Origin of the sequence: Rhizobium sp. NRK18 (assembly GCF_024385575.1) — a bacterium.
Taxonomy (GTDB): domain Bacteria; phylum Pseudomonadota; class Alphaproteobacteria; order Rhizobiales; family Rhizobiaceae; genus JANFMV01.
Genome location: NZ_JANFMV010000005.1, coordinates 96,863 through 114,853 on the forward strand (window position 1 = coordinate 96,863; position 17,991 = coordinate 114,853).

Annotated in this window: 17 protein-coding genes; 8 read left to right on the forward strand and 9 right to left on the reverse strand. The window is 64.5% G+C overall.

All coding sequences use genetic code 11. From position 1 onward, the window contains the following. The 3 genes from NN662_RS21300 (at position 1) to NN662_RS21310 (ending at position 3,673) form a co-directional block, all read left to right on the forward strand. On the forward strand, positions 1–2,385 hold the full coding sequence (locus NN662_RS21300; RefSeq protein ID WP_261932442.1) for an aldehyde dehydrogenase family protein: 2,385 nt from the start codon (positions 1–3) through the stop codon (positions 2,383–2,385). A gap of 170 nt (positions 2,386–2,555) precedes the next feature. After that, on the forward strand, positions 2,556–2,813 hold the full coding sequence (locus tag NN662_RS21305) for a hypothetical protein (RefSeq protein WP_261932443.1): 258 nt from the start codon (positions 2,556–2,558) through the stop codon (positions 2,811–2,813). 92 nt (positions 2,814–2,905) lie between these two features. Then, on the forward strand, positions 2,906–3,673 hold the full coding sequence (locus tag NN662_RS21310; protein WP_261932444.1) for an alpha/beta hydrolase family protein: 768 nt from the start codon (positions 2,906–2,908) through the stop codon (positions 3,671–3,673). 15 nt (positions 3,674–3,688) lie between these two features. Here the strand turns inward: NN662_RS21310 and NN662_RS21315 are convergent, their stop codons facing one another. The 8 genes from NN662_RS21315 to NN662_RS21350 form a co-directional block, all read right to left on the reverse strand. Next, positions 3,689–4,570 (reverse strand): DMT family transporter, encoded by an 882-nt coding sequence (locus tag NN662_RS21315; RefSeq protein ID WP_261932445.1) that lies wholly within the window; start codon positions 4,568–4,570, stop codon positions 3,689–3,691. A gap of 97 nt (positions 4,571–4,667) precedes the next feature. After that, a complete protein-coding gene (locus NN662_RS21320) occupies positions 4,668–5,381 on the reverse strand; it encodes an SMC-Scp complex subunit ScpB (protein ID WP_261932446.1) in 714 nt (237 codons plus the stop codon). 2 nt (positions 5,382–5,383) lie between these two features. Next, positions 5,384–6,334 carry a DUF1403 family protein gene (locus NN662_RS21325; RefSeq protein ID WP_410011002.1) on the reverse strand — a complete coding sequence of 317 codons (951 nt, stop codon included), beginning with the start codon at positions 6,332–6,334 and terminating at the stop codon, positions 5,384–5,386. Between the two features lie 73 nt (positions 6,335–6,407). After that, positions 6,408–7,388, reverse strand: a complete 981-nt coding sequence (locus NN662_RS21330) for a LysR family transcriptional regulator (protein ID WP_261932448.1) — start codon at positions 7,386–7,388, stop codon at positions 6,408–6,410. A 23-nt stretch (positions 7,389–7,411) separates the two neighbouring features. Next, positions 7,412–8,086 carry a DUF1028 domain-containing protein gene (locus tag NN662_RS21335; protein ID WP_261932449.1) on the reverse strand — a complete coding sequence of 225 codons (675 nt, stop codon included), beginning with the start codon at positions 8,084–8,086 and terminating at the stop codon, positions 7,412–7,414. Positions 8,087–8,090: 4 nt separating this feature from the next. After that, a complete protein-coding gene (locus NN662_RS21340) occupies positions 8,091–8,507 on the reverse strand; it encodes a RidA family protein (protein ID WP_261932450.1) in 417 nt (138 codons plus the stop codon). Between the two features lie 76 nt (positions 8,508–8,583). Next, a complete protein-coding gene (locus tag NN662_RS21345; RefSeq protein WP_261932451.1) occupies positions 8,584–9,870 on the reverse strand; it encodes a flavin-containing monooxygenase in 1,287 nt (428 codons plus the stop codon). Positions 9,871–9,993: 123 nt separating this feature from the next. Beyond that, positions 9,994–10,686: a GntR family transcriptional regulator gene (locus tag NN662_RS21350; RefSeq protein ID WP_261932452.1), complete on the reverse strand. Its 693-nt coding sequence runs from the start codon at positions 10,684–10,686 to the stop codon at positions 9,994–9,996. Positions 10,687–10,805: 119 nt separating this feature from the next. On the opposite strand from NN662_RS21350, the gene dctP reads away from it, so the two are divergent. The 5 genes from dctP to NN662_RS21375 all read left to right on the forward strand — a co-directional run bounded on the left by dctP (position 10,806) and on the right by NN662_RS21375 (position 16,668). After that, on the forward strand, positions 10,806–11,810 hold the full coding sequence (gene dctP, locus NN662_RS21355) for a TRAP transporter substrate-binding protein DctP (protein WP_261932453.1): 1,005 nt from the start codon (positions 10,806–10,808) through the stop codon (positions 11,808–11,810). A gap of 67 nt (positions 11,811–11,877) precedes the next feature. Then, positions 11,878–12,411, forward strand: a complete 534-nt coding sequence (locus tag NN662_RS21360) for a TRAP transporter small permease subunit (protein ID WP_261932454.1) — start codon at positions 11,878–11,880, stop codon at positions 12,409–12,411. Beyond that, positions 12,408–13,721 (forward strand): TRAP transporter large permease, encoded by a 1,314-nt coding sequence (locus NN662_RS21365; protein WP_261932455.1) that lies wholly within the window; start codon positions 12,408–12,410, stop codon positions 13,719–13,721. Before NN662_RS21360 ends, NN662_RS21365 begins: the two co-directional genes overlap by 4 nt. Then, positions 13,721–15,142 (forward strand): malonyl-CoA decarboxylase, encoded by a 1,422-nt coding sequence (locus tag NN662_RS21370; protein WP_261932456.1) that lies wholly within the window; start codon positions 13,721–13,723, stop codon positions 15,140–15,142. Before NN662_RS21365 ends, NN662_RS21370 begins: the two co-directional genes overlap by 1 nt. Further along, positions 15,139–16,668 carry a malonate--CoA ligase gene (locus NN662_RS21375; RefSeq protein WP_261932457.1) on the forward strand — a complete coding sequence of 510 codons (1,530 nt, stop codon included), beginning with the start codon at positions 15,139–15,141 and terminating at the stop codon, positions 16,666–16,668. The genes NN662_RS21370 and NN662_RS21375 overlap by 4 nt, the downstream gene beginning before the upstream one ends. Positions 16,669–16,686: 18 nt before the next feature. On the opposite strand, the gene NN662_RS21380 is transcribed toward NN662_RS21375, so the two are convergent. After that, positions 16,687–17,934, reverse strand: coding sequence for a Zn-dependent hydrolase (locus NN662_RS21380; protein WP_261932458.1), 1,248 nt, complete (start codon positions 17,932–17,934; stop codon positions 16,687–16,689). Between the last annotated feature and the right edge of the window lie 57 nt (positions 17,935–17,991).

The following is a 17,991-nucleotide window of genomic DNA, read 5'->3' on the forward strand; positions in this document are numbered from 1 at the left end:
ATGAGTGTAGCAAGCTATTTTGACGACATGTCCTACGGACCCGCTCCCGAAGCCGACACCGAAGCCCGCGACTGGCTGAAGCGCCACGAGGCGACGTTCGGCCACTTCATCAACGGCTCTTTCGTTTCCTCCGCCTCCGGCAAGAGCATCGAGACGTTCGAGCCCGCAACCGGCGCCCGTCTTGCCAGGCTCGCCAAGGGCGACAGGCAGGACGTCGACGCCGCCGTTGCCGCTGCCCGCAAGGCTCAAGGCCCCTGGGCAAAACTTCCCGGCCATGCCCGCGCCCGCCATCTCTATGCGCTCGCCCGCATGATCCAGCGCCATGCGCGGCTCATCGCCGTCGTCGAGGCGATCGACAACGGCAAGCCGATCCGCGAGACGCGCGACATCGACATTCCGCTCGCCGCCCGGCATTTCTACCACCATGCCGGCTGGGCGCAGCTGATGGAGACGGAGTTTGCCGACCAGCAGCCGGTCGGCGTCATCGGCCAGATCATCCCGTGGAACTTCCCGTTCCTGATGCTCGCCTGGAAGGTCGCGCCGGCGCTCGCGCTCGGCAACACCGTTGTCCTAAAGCCAGCCGAATTCACCTCGCTGACCGCACTGCTGTTTGCCGAACTGGCCGCTGCCGCCGGCCTGCCGGCGGGCGTGCTGAACGTCGTCACCGGGGAAGGGGAGACGGGGGCGCTGATCGTCGAGCATGAGGGGGTCGACAAGATCGCCTTCACGGGTTCCACCGATGTCGGCCGTCTGATCCGCGAAAAGACGGCCGGCTCCGGCAAGTCGCTGACGCTGGAGCTCGGTGGCAAGTCGCCCTTCATCGTCTTCGACGACGCCGATATCGACGCCGCCGTCGAGGGCGTGGTCGACGCCATCTGGTTCAACCAGGGCCAAGTCTGCTGCGCCGGTTCGCGCATCCTCGTGCAGGAGGGCATCGCCGACACGTTCCATGCCCGGCTGAAGCGCCGCATGCAGACGCTTCGCGTCGGTCAGCCGCTCGACAAATGCATCGACATGGGCGCGATCGTTGCCCCCGTGCAATTGGAGCGTATTCGGTCGATGGTGGAGCAGGGCGTCGCCGACGGCGCGGAGCTGCACCAGGCCGAAATCGACCTGCCGGAAAAGGGCTCCTTCTTCCGCCCGACCCTGCTTGCCAAGGTGCCGACGGCTTCGATCGTCGCGACCGAGGAAATCTTCGGTCCGGTTGCCGTATCGATGACCTTCCGCACGCCGGACGAGGCAATCCAGCTGGCCAACCACTCGCGCTACGGGCTTGCCGCCTCGATCTGGAGCGAGACGATCGGTCTGGCGCTCTACGTCGCCGCCAAGCTTGCGGCCGGCGTCGTCTGGGTCAACGCCACCAATCTCTTCGATGCGGCGGCCGGTTTCGGCGGCAAGAAGGAATCCGGTTTCGGCCGGGAGGGCGGCAAGGAAGGCTGCTACGAATACTTGAAGCCGAAGGCCTGGGCGAACCTCAAGGCCCGCGGCGAAACGGCGGTGCCGGCGCTGCGTCCTGTGACCAACGAGTTCGCGGCACCGCTGATCGACCGCACCGCCAAGCTCTTCATCGGCGGCAAGCAGGCGCGGCCGGACGGCAATTATTCACGGGCGATCGTTTCGCCGAAGGGCAAGCTCGTCGGCGAAGTCGGCGAGGGCAACCGCAAGGACATCCGCAACGCGGTGGCCGCTGCGGTGAAGGCGTCCGGCTGGGCATCGGCGACCGCGCACAACCGCGCGCAGATTCTCTACTATATCGGCGAAAACCTCTCGGCCCGCGCCGACGAGTTTTCCGCTCGCATCGCCGCCCAGACCGGCCGCTCGGCATCGTCGGTGAGCGCCGAAGTGGAGGCCGCGATTGCCCGGCTCTTCACCTATGGCGCCTGGGCCGACAAGTATGAAGGCGCCATCCACCAGCCGCCGCTGCGCGGCGTGACACTCGCCATGCCGGAACCGCAGGGCGTCGTCGGCGTCATCGCGCCGCCGGAAGCGCCGCTCCTTGGCCTCATCAGCCTCGTGGCGCCGCTGATCGCCGTCGGCAACCGCGTCGTCGCCGTGCCGAGCGAAGCCTATCCGCTGTCGGCAACCGACTTCTATTCGGTGCTGGAAACCTCCGACGTGCCGGCCGGCGTCGTCAATATCGTCACCGGCTCCGCGCTCGATCTGGCAAAAACGCTCGCCGCCCATGACGAGGTCGACGCGCTCTGGGCGTTCGGCTCGGCAGAGCTGGCAAAGACCGTCGAAAAGCTCTCCGCCGGCAACCTGAAGCGCATCTTCACCGACAACGGCAAGGCGATCGACTGGACGAACCCGGCCCAGGCCGAAGGCCCCATGTTCCTGCGCAAGGCAACGGACGTCAAGAACATCTGGATCCCGTACGGCGAGTGATCTCGCTGTACGGGAACAGGCGTCGCATAGGCTGGACTGGATTGGTTCCATAATTCAGATTATGCGATCAAAGCCCTGTAAGGGCTATCTAGTATTGCGACAGTTGGGCCAGTTAAAGATGAGACATTCCTTGCTCTTCAGGCTGAAGAAAGCCAACATTGGGGGCACGGATGACCAAGAATAAGCATCTGCTGATCGTACTGGTCATCCTGGCATTTTTGCCGCAAGCCTTGTATTTCGTCGGCATGCCGCGTTCATTTTGGCTGGGTGCAACATTCCTTGCTCTTAACCTAATCGTCAGCGCCTATGGCGCGATCGAGCGTCAATATCGCCCTGCGTGGGTGATTTATGGCGCATCATGCATCGTCACATTTGCCCTCTCCGGAATGGCCAGCCCGATTAGCCTGCTTCTCGTCTTGCTAATGTAGATCTCGTTTCAAAGCTGAGCCGCAAACAGCGGTTGCGAAATCGCAGCAAGCTCGCAATTGTCGCCTGACAATCAACCGAGCCCCGATTCTTCATGAAATTTGAGAAGTTTTTCATTCCAAGCGGTGAGCGGGACATCCGGCTGGAAGTCGTCTCGGCCAGGCCCGTTCATGACGGGCCACTCCCCACGATTGTCTTCAATCACGGTTCCACGGGGCGCGGGCAGAACAAGGCGTTCTACAGGCGAACGGTGAGCCCGGCAGTCGTTGCGAACTATTTCCTCGAGCGCGGATGGATGACGCTTTTCCCACAGCGCCGTGGCCGAGGAAAATCAGGTGGAGACTATGGTGAAGGTCTGGCCGTCGACGGCTCCGGCTATTCCTGCGATGCCGACATCGCCATTGCCGGCTTCGAGCGTGCGGTCGAGGATATGGACGCGGTTCTCCGCCATCTGAAAGAACGGCCGGACGTCGACAAGGACCGGATCGTCATCGGCGGTGTTTCGCGCGGCGGCATCCTGTCGATTGCCTATGCCGGCATGCGACCGGGCACATTCCGGGGCGCGATCAATTTCAATGGCGGCTGGCTCGGCAGAGCGTGCCCAAGCCATGAAACCGTCAATCCGCGCCTATTCGAACGCGGCGCCGCCTCCGGCATCCCGACACTCTGGCTGCATGGCAGCTACGACCAATATTATCGCATCAGTCATTGCAGGGGCAATTTCCAGACGTTCCTGTCGGCTGGCGGACAAGGCACATTCGTAGCCGCTCCCATGGGGCACGCGCTGATGTTCAAGCCAGCGCTCTGGGAGTCCCATGTCGATCAATACATGGACGGCATTGCCAGTTCACGTTCACCCTGAAGGGCGATCCGGCCCTCAGATCTGCTTGGGCTTCTTCAGCCCCAGACGGTATTCGCGCCAGACGGTGAACAGGCCCGCGCCGACGACGATGATGGCGCCGAGGATCATGTTCCAGGTGACGGTTTCACCAAAGACGGAAACGGCGATCAGGACGCCGAAGACGAGCTGGAGGTAGGTGAGAGGCTGGACCTCGACGGCGCTGAGCTCGCCATAGGCCTTGATCAAGAGGAAATGGCTGAGCGTGCCGCAGATGCAGAGCGCCGCCATGAACGGCCAGTCCTCCGTCCGGATCGGCGTCCAGTAGAACGGGCCGACCAGCGTGATGGCCACCGCACCCGCGACGCCGGCATAGAAGACGCTGGTGACCGCGCTGTCGTGACGGCTGACGGCGCGCGTGGCGATGCCGTAGAGCGCATACATAAAGCTTGCGACCAGCGGCAGGAGCAAAGTGATGTCGAAGCGGACATTGGTCGGATTGAGCAGCACCATGACCCCGATCAGGCCGATGACGACGGCGGCACCGCGTCGCCAGCCGACCTTCTCGCCCAGAAGCGGGATCGACAATATGGTGACGAGCAGCGGCGTGACCTGAAGGATCGCCTGCGACATGGCGAGCCCGGCGGTGGTGAATGCGAAGATGACGACGACGATCTCGCTCGACAGGATGACCCCGCGGAAGATCTGTAGCAGCGGCCGTTTCGTGACCACCGCCTTTCTCAAGCCCTGGCGGGAATAGGCGGCAAAGACGGTGACGAAGACCGCGAAGGCCCAGAAGCGGATCATGGTGACCATGATCGGCGGGTATTTTGCGCCGAGATACTTCGAAAACGCATCCTGAACGGCAAAGATCGTCACGGCGGAGAGAACGTAGAGATAACCGATCGTCTTGCTGTTCATGGGGGAAATCTGGGCTTTGCGGGTTGGATGCGGCAGGCGGAGGAGCTTTGTGCCAAGTCTTCGCCGCTGTCCAGCGAAAGTATGGCTGACGAACCAATTATTCGCCGGCGTCCGCCGCTGGATCGCCCTCCCCGCCCTCACCCGGATCGGCATCATCGGCGGCTGCGGCGAGCGCATGCCGGCTCAAGAGGCCCGCATCCTCCAGCGCCTCGATATCGGGAAGATCGCGCAACGTCGAAAAGCCGAAGGCGGAGAGGAAATGGCGCGTCGTGACATAGGTATAGGGCGCACCGGGCGTCGGGCTGCGCGGACCGGACCCGATGAAGCCGGCAGATCGCAGAGCGCCGATCATGTCGCGGCTGACCTCGCGCCCGAAGATGCGAGAGAGTTCGGCACGGGTGACCGGCTGGAAATAGCCGATCGCCATCAGCACCCCCGCCTCGAAGTCCGAAAGACTTGCCGGCAGCGGACGCGTCGGCACGCTTGCGGCCCGCACGGCGGCGCCGTAGCCGCCCCGGGTGCGGTGATGAAAGCCGCCGGCAACGGAGACGATGTCGTAGGGCCTGCCCTTCAGATCCTCGCGCAGGTCGTCGATCAGGAGATCGATGCTGCAGCCTTCGCCGACGACGCGGGCCAGAACGTCGCGGGTGACCGGCTCGGCGGAGGCGAAGATGACGGCTTCCACCCGCATCATCCATTCGCGCCACCGCGCCTCCGGCGGCAAGTCGGCGAGCTCGCGATCGATCAGCGGCTCATCGCCGCCGCTCTTCCTTCCGCTCCGCTGCGCCCGCATGCCGCTTGCCCCCGCCATCGCTACAAACCGTAAATGCGGAAGCTGGTGCGGCCGGAAAGCTCGCGCACGCCGCCGAGCGTCTCCAGCCGCTCGAACAGCCGCCTTGCCGCCCAGCGCGACAGGTTGGCGCCGGGCGCGGCAGCGGACACGGCATCGTCCGAGAAGAGCTGCCGGACCACCGTCTCGCCACCCTTGGTGCGCACCTTCGGGGCGATGGCGGCGAGCCTTTCCGCGCGACGGGCGATATCGGCGGCCAGTTGCAGCGCCTCGCCGCCGCCTTTCGAAATCGCCAGGAACACGGCACGGGCAAAGGCCGGCTCTCCGGGGGCGACACGGCCCCTGCCGCCAAGCGTGCGAAAGGCCGGTCCGTAACGCTCGGCCATCAGCAGCGGCACAGGCCGCGCCCAGCCCAGCTTGCGGGCGACCATCCAGTCGGCAAGCCACCAGGCGAGGACTTCGGCATCCGGCCGCATGCCGATGAGGCGCTGGACAAGCTCGGCGGCCACGAAAGGTGCCGGGCGCCGCGACTGGGCCATCTCCTCCACGAGGTCGACGATCGCACCCAGATCGCCCTGCGCCAGACCGAGATCATGGCAGAGTTCGCCGAGTTCCTTGCTACCAAGCCGAACGGATTCTCCGGCAAGCCGCCTGTAGGCGACGAAGATGGAGCCGGCCGGGCCTGGATCATCACAGGGCGCGCAGAGGAGCACGGCATCGCGCAAGGCATCCTCGTCTTCCCCCCTCCCCGCAAGGCGCACGGCGGAGGCGGCGCATTTCAGCGCCAGGCGGGCGCGCCAGCAGCCGGCCCAGTAGGGGTCGGCACGCACCAGCGCATCGAGCCCGGCAAGCGCGGATCCTGCCAGAAAGGCAGCTTCCGCCTCGCTCTCGACGCCGGCCACGGCGGTTGCCCAGCGCGGCAATAGCTGCACCGGTGTGGCCTGATCGGGCATGGGAAGCGCACGCGAATCCATGGGCTGGAGCGTAATGCAGGCGTGCGCTTTGCGCCATGCGGCGGATCGAGAACTGCACAGGCTTGTGTGCCTTTCAGGTCTTCAGGCCCGGATGCGTCTGCGGCGTCATATGCTCGCGGCAATGGTCGGCAAAGGCGCGCACGGTGACCGTGGTCCGGGCGTCGGCCGACGTCAGGAGACCGAGCTTGAGCGGCGGCAGCGCGTCGCGGATCGCCACATGGCGCAATGGCTTGCCGTCGGCGGAAAACGTGTTGGCGTAGCGGATGTTGATGATCGCGTAGCCGAAGCCGTTGGCGACCAGCGATCGCATCACCTCCATGTCGCGCGTGCGCTCGGTGATCATCGGAGTGATGCCTGCGCCGGCAAAGAGCGACAGGAAATAGGCGGAGGAATGCGGCAGGTCGAGCAGCACCATTGGGTGCCCCTGTAGCTCGGCAAGCCACACGCTCTCGCGCCCGGCCAGCGGATGGTCGGCGGCCATCAGCACATAGGGCGGCAGGTCGAAGAGTGGTTCGAAGACGATATCGTCCGGGATGCTGAGCGCATAGCTCAGCGCCATGTCGAGTTCCGCATCCCGCAGCCCCTGCAGGACGCCCTCCTGATCGCGCTCCAGCTGGTGAAACTGCACGTCGGGGAAGCGGGTGCAGAAACCGCGCCTCAAATGCGGCATGACGACCTGCGCGAAGGTCAACAGGCAGCCGACGTTGAGCGGGCCCTGCACGCGGCCGGTCATCTCCCGCGCCATAACATTGAGCTTCTCGGCTTCGGCGAGAACCGCCCGCGCCTGTTCCATGAAAGTGCGGCCCGCCTGGCTGAGCTTCAGCCCGTGGGCATGCTTGCGGGCAAACAGCTGCAGGCCGAACTCGTCTTCGATACCGGCAATTGCGGTGGAAATCGACGGCGATGAGACGTTGACCTTCTCGGCGGCGCGGGCGATCGAACCCTCCTCGCCGACGGCCACGAAATATTCCAGCTGGCGAAGGGTTATGCGCGAGGGAATGACGGCCTCCTGCCGATGTCTGCTTCGGGAAAAGCTAAGCCAATCGGCAGGCAAGCGTCAAGAAAGGCGAATACGCCTCACTCGTCTCCCGGCACGTTGTAGGATGGCGCCTCGCGCGGGTCGAGGGCGCGCTGGATGTAGGCGGCAAGCTGCGGCTTGTAAATGTCCCAGGCGGTCGCGATGTTTTCGATCGGGCAATCCTCGGTCCAGTCGCAGCGCAGGTCCGCGACCGGCCAGCTGACCTTGTCGACGATCAGCATGCCGGCCGAATGCACCGGCCCGGCCTCGCCGCCGGCGGCAACGCCCGCCCGCATGGCGGCAATCAGCCGGTCACCGATATGGCCGGAGGACGCGAGAAAGCCGTCGACGATCGCCTGCGGCACGCCGGCATCCTTCAGGAGATTGCCGCCGGAGGCGACATTTTCCGCCTTCGCCTCCGACCAGATGCCGAGCGCCTTGTCGCCGGAATGGATCGCCGTGCGGCCCTGTCCATCAACCGCCAGCACCTGCCGGTACTCGATGAACTTGCCGCGCTTCCGGATCTCGGCGATCGCCTCGTCCGCAGACATACCTCCGGCCATCAGGTCGAGCGCCAGCGGACCCAACGTCGGGTCGGTGACGTTCTGGCTCGCGACGGCGCCCACCCCGGCGCGCGCATAGGCGCAGCGCGCGGCGACCGCCGGCGAGGAGGAGGAAATCGCCATGCCGAACATGCCAGTCTCAGCGCAGCGGGCAACGAGGGAGAAGGTCATCGCCTCACTCCGGAATGACGGCGGTGCCGTCGATTTCCACCAGCCAGTCCGGCCGGGCGAGCGCACTGACGACGAGGCCGGTCGAGACCGGATACACGCCCTTGATGTATTCGCCCATCGTCCGGTAGACGGCCTCGCGGTGGCGCACATCGGTGATGTAGACGACGACCTTGACCAGATGCTCCATAGAACCACCGGCCTCTTCCAGAAGCTGCCTGATGTTCTGCATGACCTTGTGGGTCTGCTCGGCCGGATCGTGGCTGTCGATGTTCTTGAACGTGTCGAGGTCCTGCGGGCACTGGCCGCGCAGATAGACGGTGCGGCCGCCCTGCGTGACGACCGCCTGGCAGAGATCATTGTCGAGCTTCTGCTCGGGATAGGTGTCGCGAGTGTTGAATTTGCGGATGCGGTTATGCACCATCGGGGGTCTCCATGCGATCGGCTGTGGCGGATAGGCTCGGCCCGAAGGCCGTTATGGCAGATTTCGGTGATTGAGGTCAGTCCTGCAGTGCCGGCTCGGCGGGTTTTGATTGCCCGGACGCGGCCCTGTGATACTGCATGTAGCTGTGCTGGATGGCGATCTGGTCGGCCAGGAACTTGGCATCGTGCCAGACGCCCCAGATGAAGCTCGAGCCGCGGCGCGACTGCCATGGCAGCCCGAGGAAATAGATGCCCGGCTCACGCGAGACGCCACGCTGATGCAGCGGGTTGCCCCTGGCATCGAACGTATCGACCTTCAGCCAGCTGTAGTCGGCGGAAAAGCCGGTGGCCCAGATGACCGACGCGATGCCGGCTTCGGCAATGTCGAGTTCCAGGATCGGATCGGTCATACAGGCGGGATCGGCCGCAATCCTCCGGGCCTCCGGCTCTTCCGGCAGGTCGAGCCCGTTGCGCTCGACATAGGCGTCCGCCTCGTCGAGCAGTGCCAGATAATTGGCGTCGCCGGCGCGGATGTTGTCGGAGAGATCGTCGGCGAAGGTCAGCCGGCCATTGGCGAAGGTCTGGGTGCGCCCGACCAGCGTCATGCCCTCGCCCGCCAGCCGGCGGAAGTCGATCGTCTCGCCGCCACGCGCGCCGCTGACTGCGATGGTGACATGCTCCAGGCCGGGCTGCGATTGCAGGTCCCACTTGCCGAGCACGCCGAGCCACCAGACGAAATCGCGGCCACGATAGGCGCGCGGCGGACGGCCATGCGGGCCGACGGAGAGATAGACGCGACGCCCGGCGTGCCGCAACTCGTCGGCGATCTGGGTGCCGGACGATCCGGCGCCGACGACCAGAACGGCGCCGTCCGGCAATTGCTCGGGATTGCGGTAGGCCGACGAGTGGATCTGCATCAGCCCGGCATCGTCCGGGATAAGCTTCGGGATGATCGGCGTCTGGAACGCGCCGGTTGCGGCGACCACATGGCGCGCCTCGATGACCCCGTCCGAGGTCTCCACCCGAAAGCCCGCGCGACCGGAAAGGCGTTCGACGGACTTGACCTCGACGCCGCAACGCACCGGCGCATCGATCATCTCGGCATAGGCGACGAAATAGTCCGCAACGCCTTCCTTGCCGACAAAGACTTCGGGATCACCGGAAAATGTCAGTCCCGGAAAGCGGTCATGCCAGGCGGGACCGTTGGCAACCAGCGAATCCCAGCGCTCGGAACGCCAGCGCTCGGCGATCCGTGACCGCTCGAGCACGAGATGCGAGATGCCGTGCTTGCCGAGATGCTCGCTCATCGCGATGCCTGCCTGGCCGGCACCGACGACCACCGTATCCACCTGCTCTACAGCCATTGCGACGTCCTTTTCCAAAAACTTTATAAAGCGCATCTTGCGCCTCTCGGAATTCGGATAAAAGTACGAAATTCCTGCCCCTGGCTTAGGTAAAGACTAACTCATTCAGTCTCAGGCAATAGCTCAAGGTGAACCGGATCGCGCCGGCTTTTCGCTGCCGTGGCGCAACTTGTCGATGTTGGCGACGAGATCGCTGAAGCGGTCTCCCTGCACGGCGATATGGCCGCGCAGACGCTTGCGCGCCTCTTCCTCCTCGCCGGCGAGAATGGCGTCGATGATCTTCCGGTGCTCGTCGAAGGAGATCTTCATCCGGTTTCGGACGCGGAGCTGCAGGCGCCGGTAGGGCCGCAAGCGCCGATGCAGGGCGATGCACTGATCCTTGAGGAAACCGCTGTGGCTGGCGTCATAGATGGCGTTATGGAAGACCTCGTTCTCGTAATAATAGGCGTCCGTATCCTCGCTCAGTGCCGCCTCCTCGCAGCGCGCATGGGCGGCCAGCAGCGCCTCGCGGTCCTCGACCGTATGGCGGCGGGCGGCGAGCGCGCCGGCCATGCCTTCGAGCTCCGCCATCACGTCAAACATCTCGAAGACATATTGCGGTCCGGGATCGACGACGACGGCGCCACGCCGCGGGCGGATCTCGATGAGACCGATGGCGCTCAGTTGCATCAGCGCCTCGCGGATCGGCGTGCGGGACACGCCGAAGCGGTTGGCGAGCTGGGTTTCGTCCAGACGTTCCCCCGGCTCAAACTCTCCGGTGACGATGCCATTCTCGATGTCGTCGCGCAGTTTGTGAAAGGTACTTCTGTCGCTCATACCGCCCCTCCGCGTACAAGAATTGCCTTCTTGTATACAAGATTATTGACATCGTACGCAAGATGACATCATCATCCAGCCCAGTCCGGCGGGGAGGCCGGATCCAAGGGAGGATACTCATGAAAAATTTCACTCGCATGCTCAAGCTCGGTGTCGTTATTGCCGCTGGAGCGCTGACCGCATTTTCCGCCCAGGCGGAAACCATCCTGAAGGCGTCGCACCAGTTTCCGGGCGGCAAGGGCGACATCCGCGACGAGATGGTGCAGATGATCGCCAAGGAAGTCGCCGCCGCCAATGTCGACCTCACCATCCAGGTGTTTCCGGGCGCATCGCTCTACAAGCCGAACGACCAGTGGAATGCGCTGACGCGCGGCCTGCTCGACATGACGTCGTTCCCGCTGGACTACGCGTCCGGCCGTCATCCGGAATTTTCGGCGACGCTGATGCCGGGCCTCGTCGGCAATTTCGACCGCGCCATGCGGCTCAATGATTCCCCCTTCATGGCGGACATCAAGAAGATCATCGAAGACCAGGGCGCCATGGTGATTTCCGACGCCTGGCTGTCGGGCGCCTTCGCCTCGAAGAAGAACTGCATCACCTCGCCCGATACGATCAAGGGCCAGGTGATCCGCGCCGCCGGTCCGGCGTTCGAGGAAATGCTGGCGGCCGCCGGTGCCTCCATCGCATCCATGCCGTCGTCGGAAATCTACAGCGGCATGCAGACCGGCGTTCTCGACGCCGCCAACACCTCGTCGGCGAGCTTCGTCTCCTACCGGCTCTACGAACAGGCGAAATGCCTGACGGCGCCGGGCGAAAACGCGCTCTGGTTCATGTACGAGCCGGTGCTGATCTCGAAGAAGACCTTCGACGGCCTGACGCCCGACCAACAGAAGGCGATCCTGGCGGCCGGCGAAAAGGCCGAGGCCTTCTTCAACGAGGAAGTCCGCAAGGGCGACCAGTTGATGATCGACACCTACAAGAAGGCCGGTGTCGAGGTCGTGGAAATGTCGAAGTCGGATTACGACGCCTGGCTCGAGATCGCCAAGCAGTCCGCCTACAAGAACTTTGCCGAGAAAGTGCCGAATGGCCAGAAGCTGATCGACGAGGCGCTGGCCGTCAAGTGATCAGGGATTTCAGCACGGGGCGGCGCGCAAGCGTCGCCCTTTTCTCATTCGAACCGGGGGAAACTCCATGGTAAAGGCCTATATCCGGGCCGTCGGCCAGATTTCGCGCCTGTTTGCGCTGATATCGACGGGCCTCCTGATCGCCGCCATGCTGGTCGTCTGTCAGATGATCCTGATGCGCTACGTCTTTGCTTGGCCGACGATCTGGCAGACCGATTTCGTCGTCTTCGCGGCGACCGACGCGATCTTTTTCGGCGCGCCCTACGTGCTTCTGACCGGTGGCCATGTCGGCGTCGACGTCGTCGAGATGATGGTCAGCAGTCCGGCCCGCCGCCGGCTGCAGCTTGTCGGCAGCCTGTTCGGCCTCATATTCTGTGCGGTGATGCTCGTCGCCGGCTGGATCCAGTTTCATGATGCCTGGGCCGGCAACTGGAAGCATTCAAGCGTCTGGGCGCCACCGCTGTGGATCCCGCTCCTCGGCCTGCCCGTCGGTTTCGGCCTGCTCTGCCTGCAATATATCGCCAAGATTCTCGCCCTCGTGACCGGCCATGCCGAAGACCACGCGGGCCACGCCGCTCCAGCCACGGAGACCACGCCATGAGCCCCGCACTTGCCGGTACCCTGATGATCGTTGCGCTGTTCGTGCTGCTCGGCACCGGCATGCCGATCGCCTTCGCACTCGGGCTTGCCGCCGTCGTCGCGCTCTATTTCCAGAGCGGCCTCGACATCTTCTACGTGCTCGGCGACACGATGTTTTCCGGTATCGCCAACCTCGCCTATGTGTCGATCCCGATGTTCGTGCTGATGGGCGCTGCGGTCGCCTCCTCGCCGGCCGGTTCCGACCTTTATACCGCCCTCGACCGCTGGCTGAACCGCGTGCCGGGCGGTCTGGTTCTCTCCAATATCGGCGCCTGCGCGCTGTTTTCCGGCATGACCGGCTCGTCGCCCGCCACCTGCGCTGCGATCGGCAAGATGGGCATTCCGGAAATGCTCAACCGCGGCTATCCGAATTCGGTTGCCACCGGCTCGATTGCCGCCGGCGGCACGCTCGGCATCCTCATTCCGCCCTCCGTGACGCTGATCGTCTACGGCATCGCCACGGAAACCTCGATCGGCCGGCTGTTCATGGCCGGCGTCATCCCCGGCATCATGCTGACGGCGATGTTCATGGCCTGGGCGATCATCGACTGCAAGCGCAAGGGCTACGTCTTCGATACGGACGGACTGCGCTACACGATGAAGCAGCGCTTCCAGGCCCTGCCGCGGATCATGCCCTTCATGCTGATCATCGCCGGCACGCTCTATGTGCTCTATGGCGGCATTGCCACGCCGTCGGAAGCCGCCGGCGCCGGCGCGCTGCTAACCCTTCTGGTCGTCGTGATCGCCTACCGATTGTTCCGCTTCAAGCCGGTCGCTCATATCTTCTCGTCGGCGATGCGCGAGAGCGTGATGATCATGATGATCATGGCCGCCGCCGAACTCTTCGCCTTCGCGCTGTCGTCGCTGTTCATCACCCAGTCGATCGCCGGCTACATCGCCGATCTCGAGGTCAACCGCTGGGTGCTGCTGGCGATCATCAACGTCTTCCTCCTGGTCTGCGGCATGTTCCTGCCGCCGGTCGCCGTCATCGTCATGACCGCGCCGATGCTCTTCCCGATCATCACCCAGGCGGGCTTCGACCCCTACTGGTTCGCGATCATCCTGACGATCAACATGGAAGTCGGACTGATCACCCCGCCGATCGGGCTCAACCTGTTCGTCATCAACGCCATCGCGCCGAAAGTTCCGACAAGGGATATCCTCTGGGGCGCACTGCCCTATGTGATCGTGATGTTCATAGCCATCCTGATCCTGTGCATCTTCCCCGGGATCGCCACATGGCTGCCCAACCAGATGCTAGGAGCCGCATGATGAACACGACCTCCTTTTTCGGTGACATGCTGCAGACCATTGCCGACCGTGGCCGCAAGCTGCTTTCGGCGAACCCGCGCGACGACGGCGCCGATACCGTCGCCGCCATGGAAGCACTCTGCGAAACGCTGATCTCGAGCCGGGGCGAAGCCTCCGGCATGGCCTTGGCGAACGATGTCCTGTCCTACTGGAACCGCCTCGACGCGGATCGGCAGCGCGCCTTCATGCAGGTGCTGCTCGACCATTTCGGACCGAAATCGGAGAGGCTGGAAAAGGCGATCGATGCCTACCGGAAGGAGCCGACGCCGGCCGCCCTCCTCGAACTGCATGTCGCCGCCGAACCGAGACGGCAGGAACTGATCCGCCGCTTCAACCTCGCCCCGAACGGCATCGCCACGCTGGTGCGCATGCGCGAGACGCTGTTGAAGCTGAAGGCCGACAATCCGGATTTGGAGGCGGTGGACGCGGATTTCGCCCATCTCTTCTCGTCCTGGTTCAACCGCGGCTTCCTGATGCTGAAGCCGATCAGCTGGTCGACGCCGGCCGATATCCTGGAAAAGATCATCCGCTACGAGGCGGTCCACCATATCGGCGGCTGGGACGAACTGCGGCTGCGGCTGGCGCCCGAAGACCGGCGCTGCTTCGCCTTCTTCCATCCGCAGCTTGCAGATGATCCGCTGATCTTCGTCGAGGTGGCGCTGACGCGCGACATTCCCGGCACCATCGCCGATCTGCTGCGCGAGGACCGCGTGCCGATCAAGGCGGCGGACGCGACGACGGCGGTGTTCTATTCCATTTCCAACTGCCAGGACGGGCTGCGCGGCATCTCGTTCGGCAATTTCCTGATCAAGCAGGTGGTCGAGGACCTGAAGCGTGACCTGCCGAAGCTCGATACCTTCGTGACGCTGTCGCCGGTCCCCGGCTTTGCCGACTGGCTGGCGCACGAACGCCGCGCCGAGGCTTCCGATTTCCTCAGCGCCGCCGACAAGGCGAAGCTCCAAGTGCTCGACCAGGAGGGTTGGGCCGACGACGAGGAACTCGCCGCCAAGGTGCAGCCGGTGATGACGGCGGCGGCCGCCTGGTATTTCCTCAAGGCCCGCAATTCGCGTGGCCGCGTGGTCGATCCGGTCGCCCGTTTCCACCTCGGCAACGGCGCGCGTCTGGAGCGGATCAACTTCCTCGGCGACCGCTCGCCGCGGGCCATGCGCCAGTCGCACGGCCTGATGGTCAACTATCTCTACAAGCTCGACGACATCGAGAAGAACCACGAGGCATTCGCCGGCCGCTCGGAGGTCGTCGCATCCCAACCGATCCGCAAACTGGTGCCCGCCGATCGCGGCACCAAGAGCATTATCCCTCTTGCCGGCGGCGCGTCCCCGCAGGGCGAGAAAGAAAAAGGCAGCAAGGAGTTCAGCGCATGAGCAACCATCTATTCGACGCGATCCGCGCCGGCATCAAGCCGGAGGCCCCGTTCATTGAGACGGCATCCGGCGCGACATGGAGCTATGCCGACATGCTGCAGCTTTCCGCGAAGCTCGCCCATGCGCTGGTCAAGCGCGGCGTCGAGCCCGGCGACCGCGTCGCCGTGCAGGTGGAAAAGAGCCCGGAAGCGCTGATGCTCTATCTCGCCTGCGTCCGCGCAGGCGCGATCTACCTGCCGCTCAACACCGCCTATACGCTGGCCGAACTCGAATATTTCATCGGCGACGCCGAGCCGCGCCTCGTGGTCTGCACCCCGAAGGCCAAGGATGGTCTGGAACCGATCGCAGCCGCCAAGGGCGCCGTCGTCGAAACACTGGACGAGAAGGGCGGCGGTAGCCTGATGGCGCTCGCGGCCAACGAAGCCGACGACTTCGACAACATCGAGCGCGGGCCGGACGATCTCGCCGCAATCCTCTACACCTCCGGCACGACGGGCCGCTCCAAGGGCGCGATGCTGTCGCACGACAATCTGCTGTCGAACGCCGCGACGCTGCGCGACTACTGGCGCTTTACCAGCGACGACCGGCTGATCCATGCCCTGCCGATCTTCCACACACATGGCCTGTTCGTCGCCTCGAACGTCATCATGCTGTCGGGCGCATCCATGTATTTCTTGCCGAAGTTCGACGGCGACCAGGCGCTCTCGCTGATGCCGAAGGCGACCGCGATGATGGGCGTGCCGACCTTCTACGTCCGGCTGATCCAGAGCCCGGAGCTGACGCCGGAGCGCACCGCAAGCATGCGGCTCTTCATCTCCGGTTCGGCGCCGCTACTGGCCGAAACCCACCGCCAGTTCGAAGCGATGACCGGGCACCGCATTCTCGAACGCTACGGCATGACCGAGACCAACATGAACACCTCCAATCCCTATGACGGCGAGCGCGTCGCCGGCACCGTCGGCTTCCCGCTGCCGGGCGTCTCGCTGCGGGTGACCGATCCGGAGAGCGGCAAGCCGGTCGCCGACGGCGAGACGGGCATGATCGAGGTGAAGGGCCCGAACGTCTTCCAGGGCTATTGGCGCATGCCGGAAAAGACGGCCTCTGAATTCCGCGCCGACGGCTTCTTCATCACCGGCGACCTCGGCATGGTCGACGAGCGCGGCTATGTCCACATCGTCGGACGCGGCAAGGATCTCGTCATTTCCGGCGGCTACAACATCTATCCCAAGGAAGTCGAGACCGAGATCGACCAGTTGCCCGGCGTCTTCGAGAGCGCCGTCATCGGCGTGGCGCATCCGGATTTCGGCGAGGGCGTGACCGCCGTCGTGGTCCGCAAGCCCGGCGCGACGCTGGAAGAAAAGGACGTGCTCGCCGCCCTGCAGGACCGGCTGGCGCGCTACAAGCAGCCGAAGCGGGTGATTTTCGTCGACGACCTGCCGCGCAACACGATGGGCAAGGTGCAGAAGAACATCCTGCGCCAAACCTATGCCGATCTCTACCAGCCGCAGGGCGCGACGACCGCCTGACGGCTATGACTTCCGTCCTCAGGCTTCCCGAACCAATCGCACAAGGGCGTTCAGCATCAGCTGGGCGCCCTTTTCGATATCCGGCCAGTCGGTGAATTCCTCCGGTGCGTGACTAATGCCGCCGCGGCTTGGCACGAAGATCAGCGCCGAGGGGCAGAAGGCCTGCATGGTCTGGGCGTCGTGACCGGCGCCCGACGGCATCACCTTGTGCGGCAGGCCGAGCGCCTCCGCCTCACCGATGATCAGACGGCATAACCCCTGTTCGAGTTGCGCCGGCGCAATGAAGCTGCGCTCCTCTATCAGCACATGCAGATGGTTGCGCGCGGCGCTGTCGCGGATCGCCCATTCCATGCCCTCGCGCAGCCGGTTCATGACCGCCTCGTCGGTGTCGCGGATGATGACGGTGAACTCCGCCTGGCCGGCGATCGTGTGCGGAAAGTTCGGTTTCAGCTCCACCTTGCCGATGGTGATGCGCGACTGCTTGCCGCCCGCCTCCGCGATCAAACCGGCGATCGCCGCGCCGGTTTCGGCAAGGCCGACGAAGGCATCGGCGCGCAGGTCCATGGGCGTGGTGCCGGAGTGGTTCGCTGCGCCGGTCAGCGTCACGCCGAGAACGCACACGCCGGAAATACCGTCAACGATGCCGACCGACAGACCCTCGCTTTCCAGCACCGGCCCCTGCTCGATATGCAGCTCGACGAAAGCGCGGATGCTGCCGGCATCCCATTTCGCCTCATCGGCGCGTGACGGATCGAGGCCCTGCGCCCGCATGGCGTCAACCAGCCTGATGCCATCCGCGTCAGCAGCCGCCTCGACCCAGCCGGGCGGGAGCTGACCGCTGATCGCCTGCGATCCGAGCATGCCGCCGAAGCGGCCCTCCTCCTCCGAGGTCGCGGCAACCACCAGCGGCACGGCGGGCGTCAGGCCGGCGTCGAGCATGGCGCGGGCGCATTCGAGCGCGACGCAGGCGCCGAGCGAACCATCGAAGGCGCCGCCTTCCGGAACCGTATCGAGATGGGAGCCTGCCATGACGCATAGACCGTCCGCCGGACCGAGCCGGCCGAACAGATTGCCGGCCTGATCGCCGGAGACCTCGAGGCCGGACGCCACCATCTCACCGGCAAACCATTTTCGAACGGCGCTGTCGGCATCGGAGAAGCCGATCCGGTTGTAACCACCGGTCTCGGCATTGAAGCCGAAGCGGTTGACGCCCTCCAGAAGCGTTTTCAGCCTGGCGGAATTGATGGTTGGCGGTTTGCTCGCCATTTGCTGCTCCTCATTTCGGCAACCCTAGATTTATTGCATAAATTAACGGCATGCGGA

Bases quoted from the DNA above. Each gene is read 5' to 3' on its own strand.
- dctP (WP_261932453.1), top strand. From the start codon at position 10,806: ATGAAAAATTTCACTCGCATGCTCAAGCTCGGTGTCGTTATTGCCGCT.
- NN662_RS21300 (WP_261932442.1), top strand. From the start codon at position 1: ATGAGTGTAGCAAGCTATTTTGACGACATGTCCTACGGACCCGCTCCC.
- NN662_RS21335 (WP_261932449.1), bottom strand. From the start codon at position 8,086: ATGACCTTCTCCCTCGTTGCCCGCTGCGCTGAGACTGGCATGTTCGGC.
- NN662_RS21350 (WP_261932452.1), bottom strand. From the start codon at position 10,686: ATGAGCGACAGAAGTACCTTTCACAAACTGCGCGACGACATCGAGAAT.
- NN662_RS21305 (WP_261932443.1), top strand. From the start codon at position 2,556: ATGACCAAGAATAAGCATCTGCTGATCGTACTGGTCATCCTGGCATTT.
- NN662_RS21315 (WP_261932445.1), bottom strand. From the start codon at position 4,570: ATGAACAGCAAGACGATCGGTTATCTCTACGTTCTCTCCGCCGTGACG.
- NN662_RS21340 (WP_261932450.1), bottom strand. From the start codon at position 8,507: ATGGTGCATAACCGCATCCGCAAATTCAACACTCGCGACACCTATCCC.
- NN662_RS21365 (WP_261932455.1), top strand. From the start codon at position 12,408: ATGAGCCCCGCACTTGCCGGTACCCTGATGATCGTTGCGCTGTTCGTG.
- NN662_RS21360 (WP_261932454.1), top strand. From the start codon at position 11,878: ATGGTAAAGGCCTATATCCGGGCCGTCGGCCAGATTTCGCGCCTGTTT.
- NN662_RS21345 (WP_261932451.1), bottom strand. From the start codon at position 9,870: ATGGCTGTAGAGCAGGTGGATACGGTGGTCGTCGGTGCCGGCCAGGCA.
- NN662_RS21325 (WP_410011002.1), bottom strand. From the start codon at position 6,334: ATGGATTCGCGTGCGCTTCCCATGCCCGATCAGGCCACACCGGTGCAG.
- NN662_RS21310 (WP_261932444.1), top strand. From the start codon at position 2,906: ATGAAATTTGAGAAGTTTTTCATTCCAAGCGGTGAGCGGGACATCCGG.
- NN662_RS21320 (WP_261932446.1), bottom strand. From the start codon at position 5,381: ATGGCGGGGGCAAGCGGCATGCGGGCGCAGCGGAGCGGAAGGAAGAGC.
- NN662_RS21375 (WP_261932457.1), top strand. From the start codon at position 15,139: ATGAGCAACCATCTATTCGACGCGATCCGCGCCGGCATCAAGCCGGAG.
- NN662_RS21370 (WP_261932456.1), top strand. From the start codon at position 13,721: ATGAACACGACCTCCTTTTTCGGTGACATGCTGCAGACCATTGCCGAC.
- NN662_RS21380 (WP_261932458.1), bottom strand. From the start codon at position 17,934: ATGGCGAGCAAACCGCCAACCATCAATTCCGCCAGGCTGAAAACGCTT.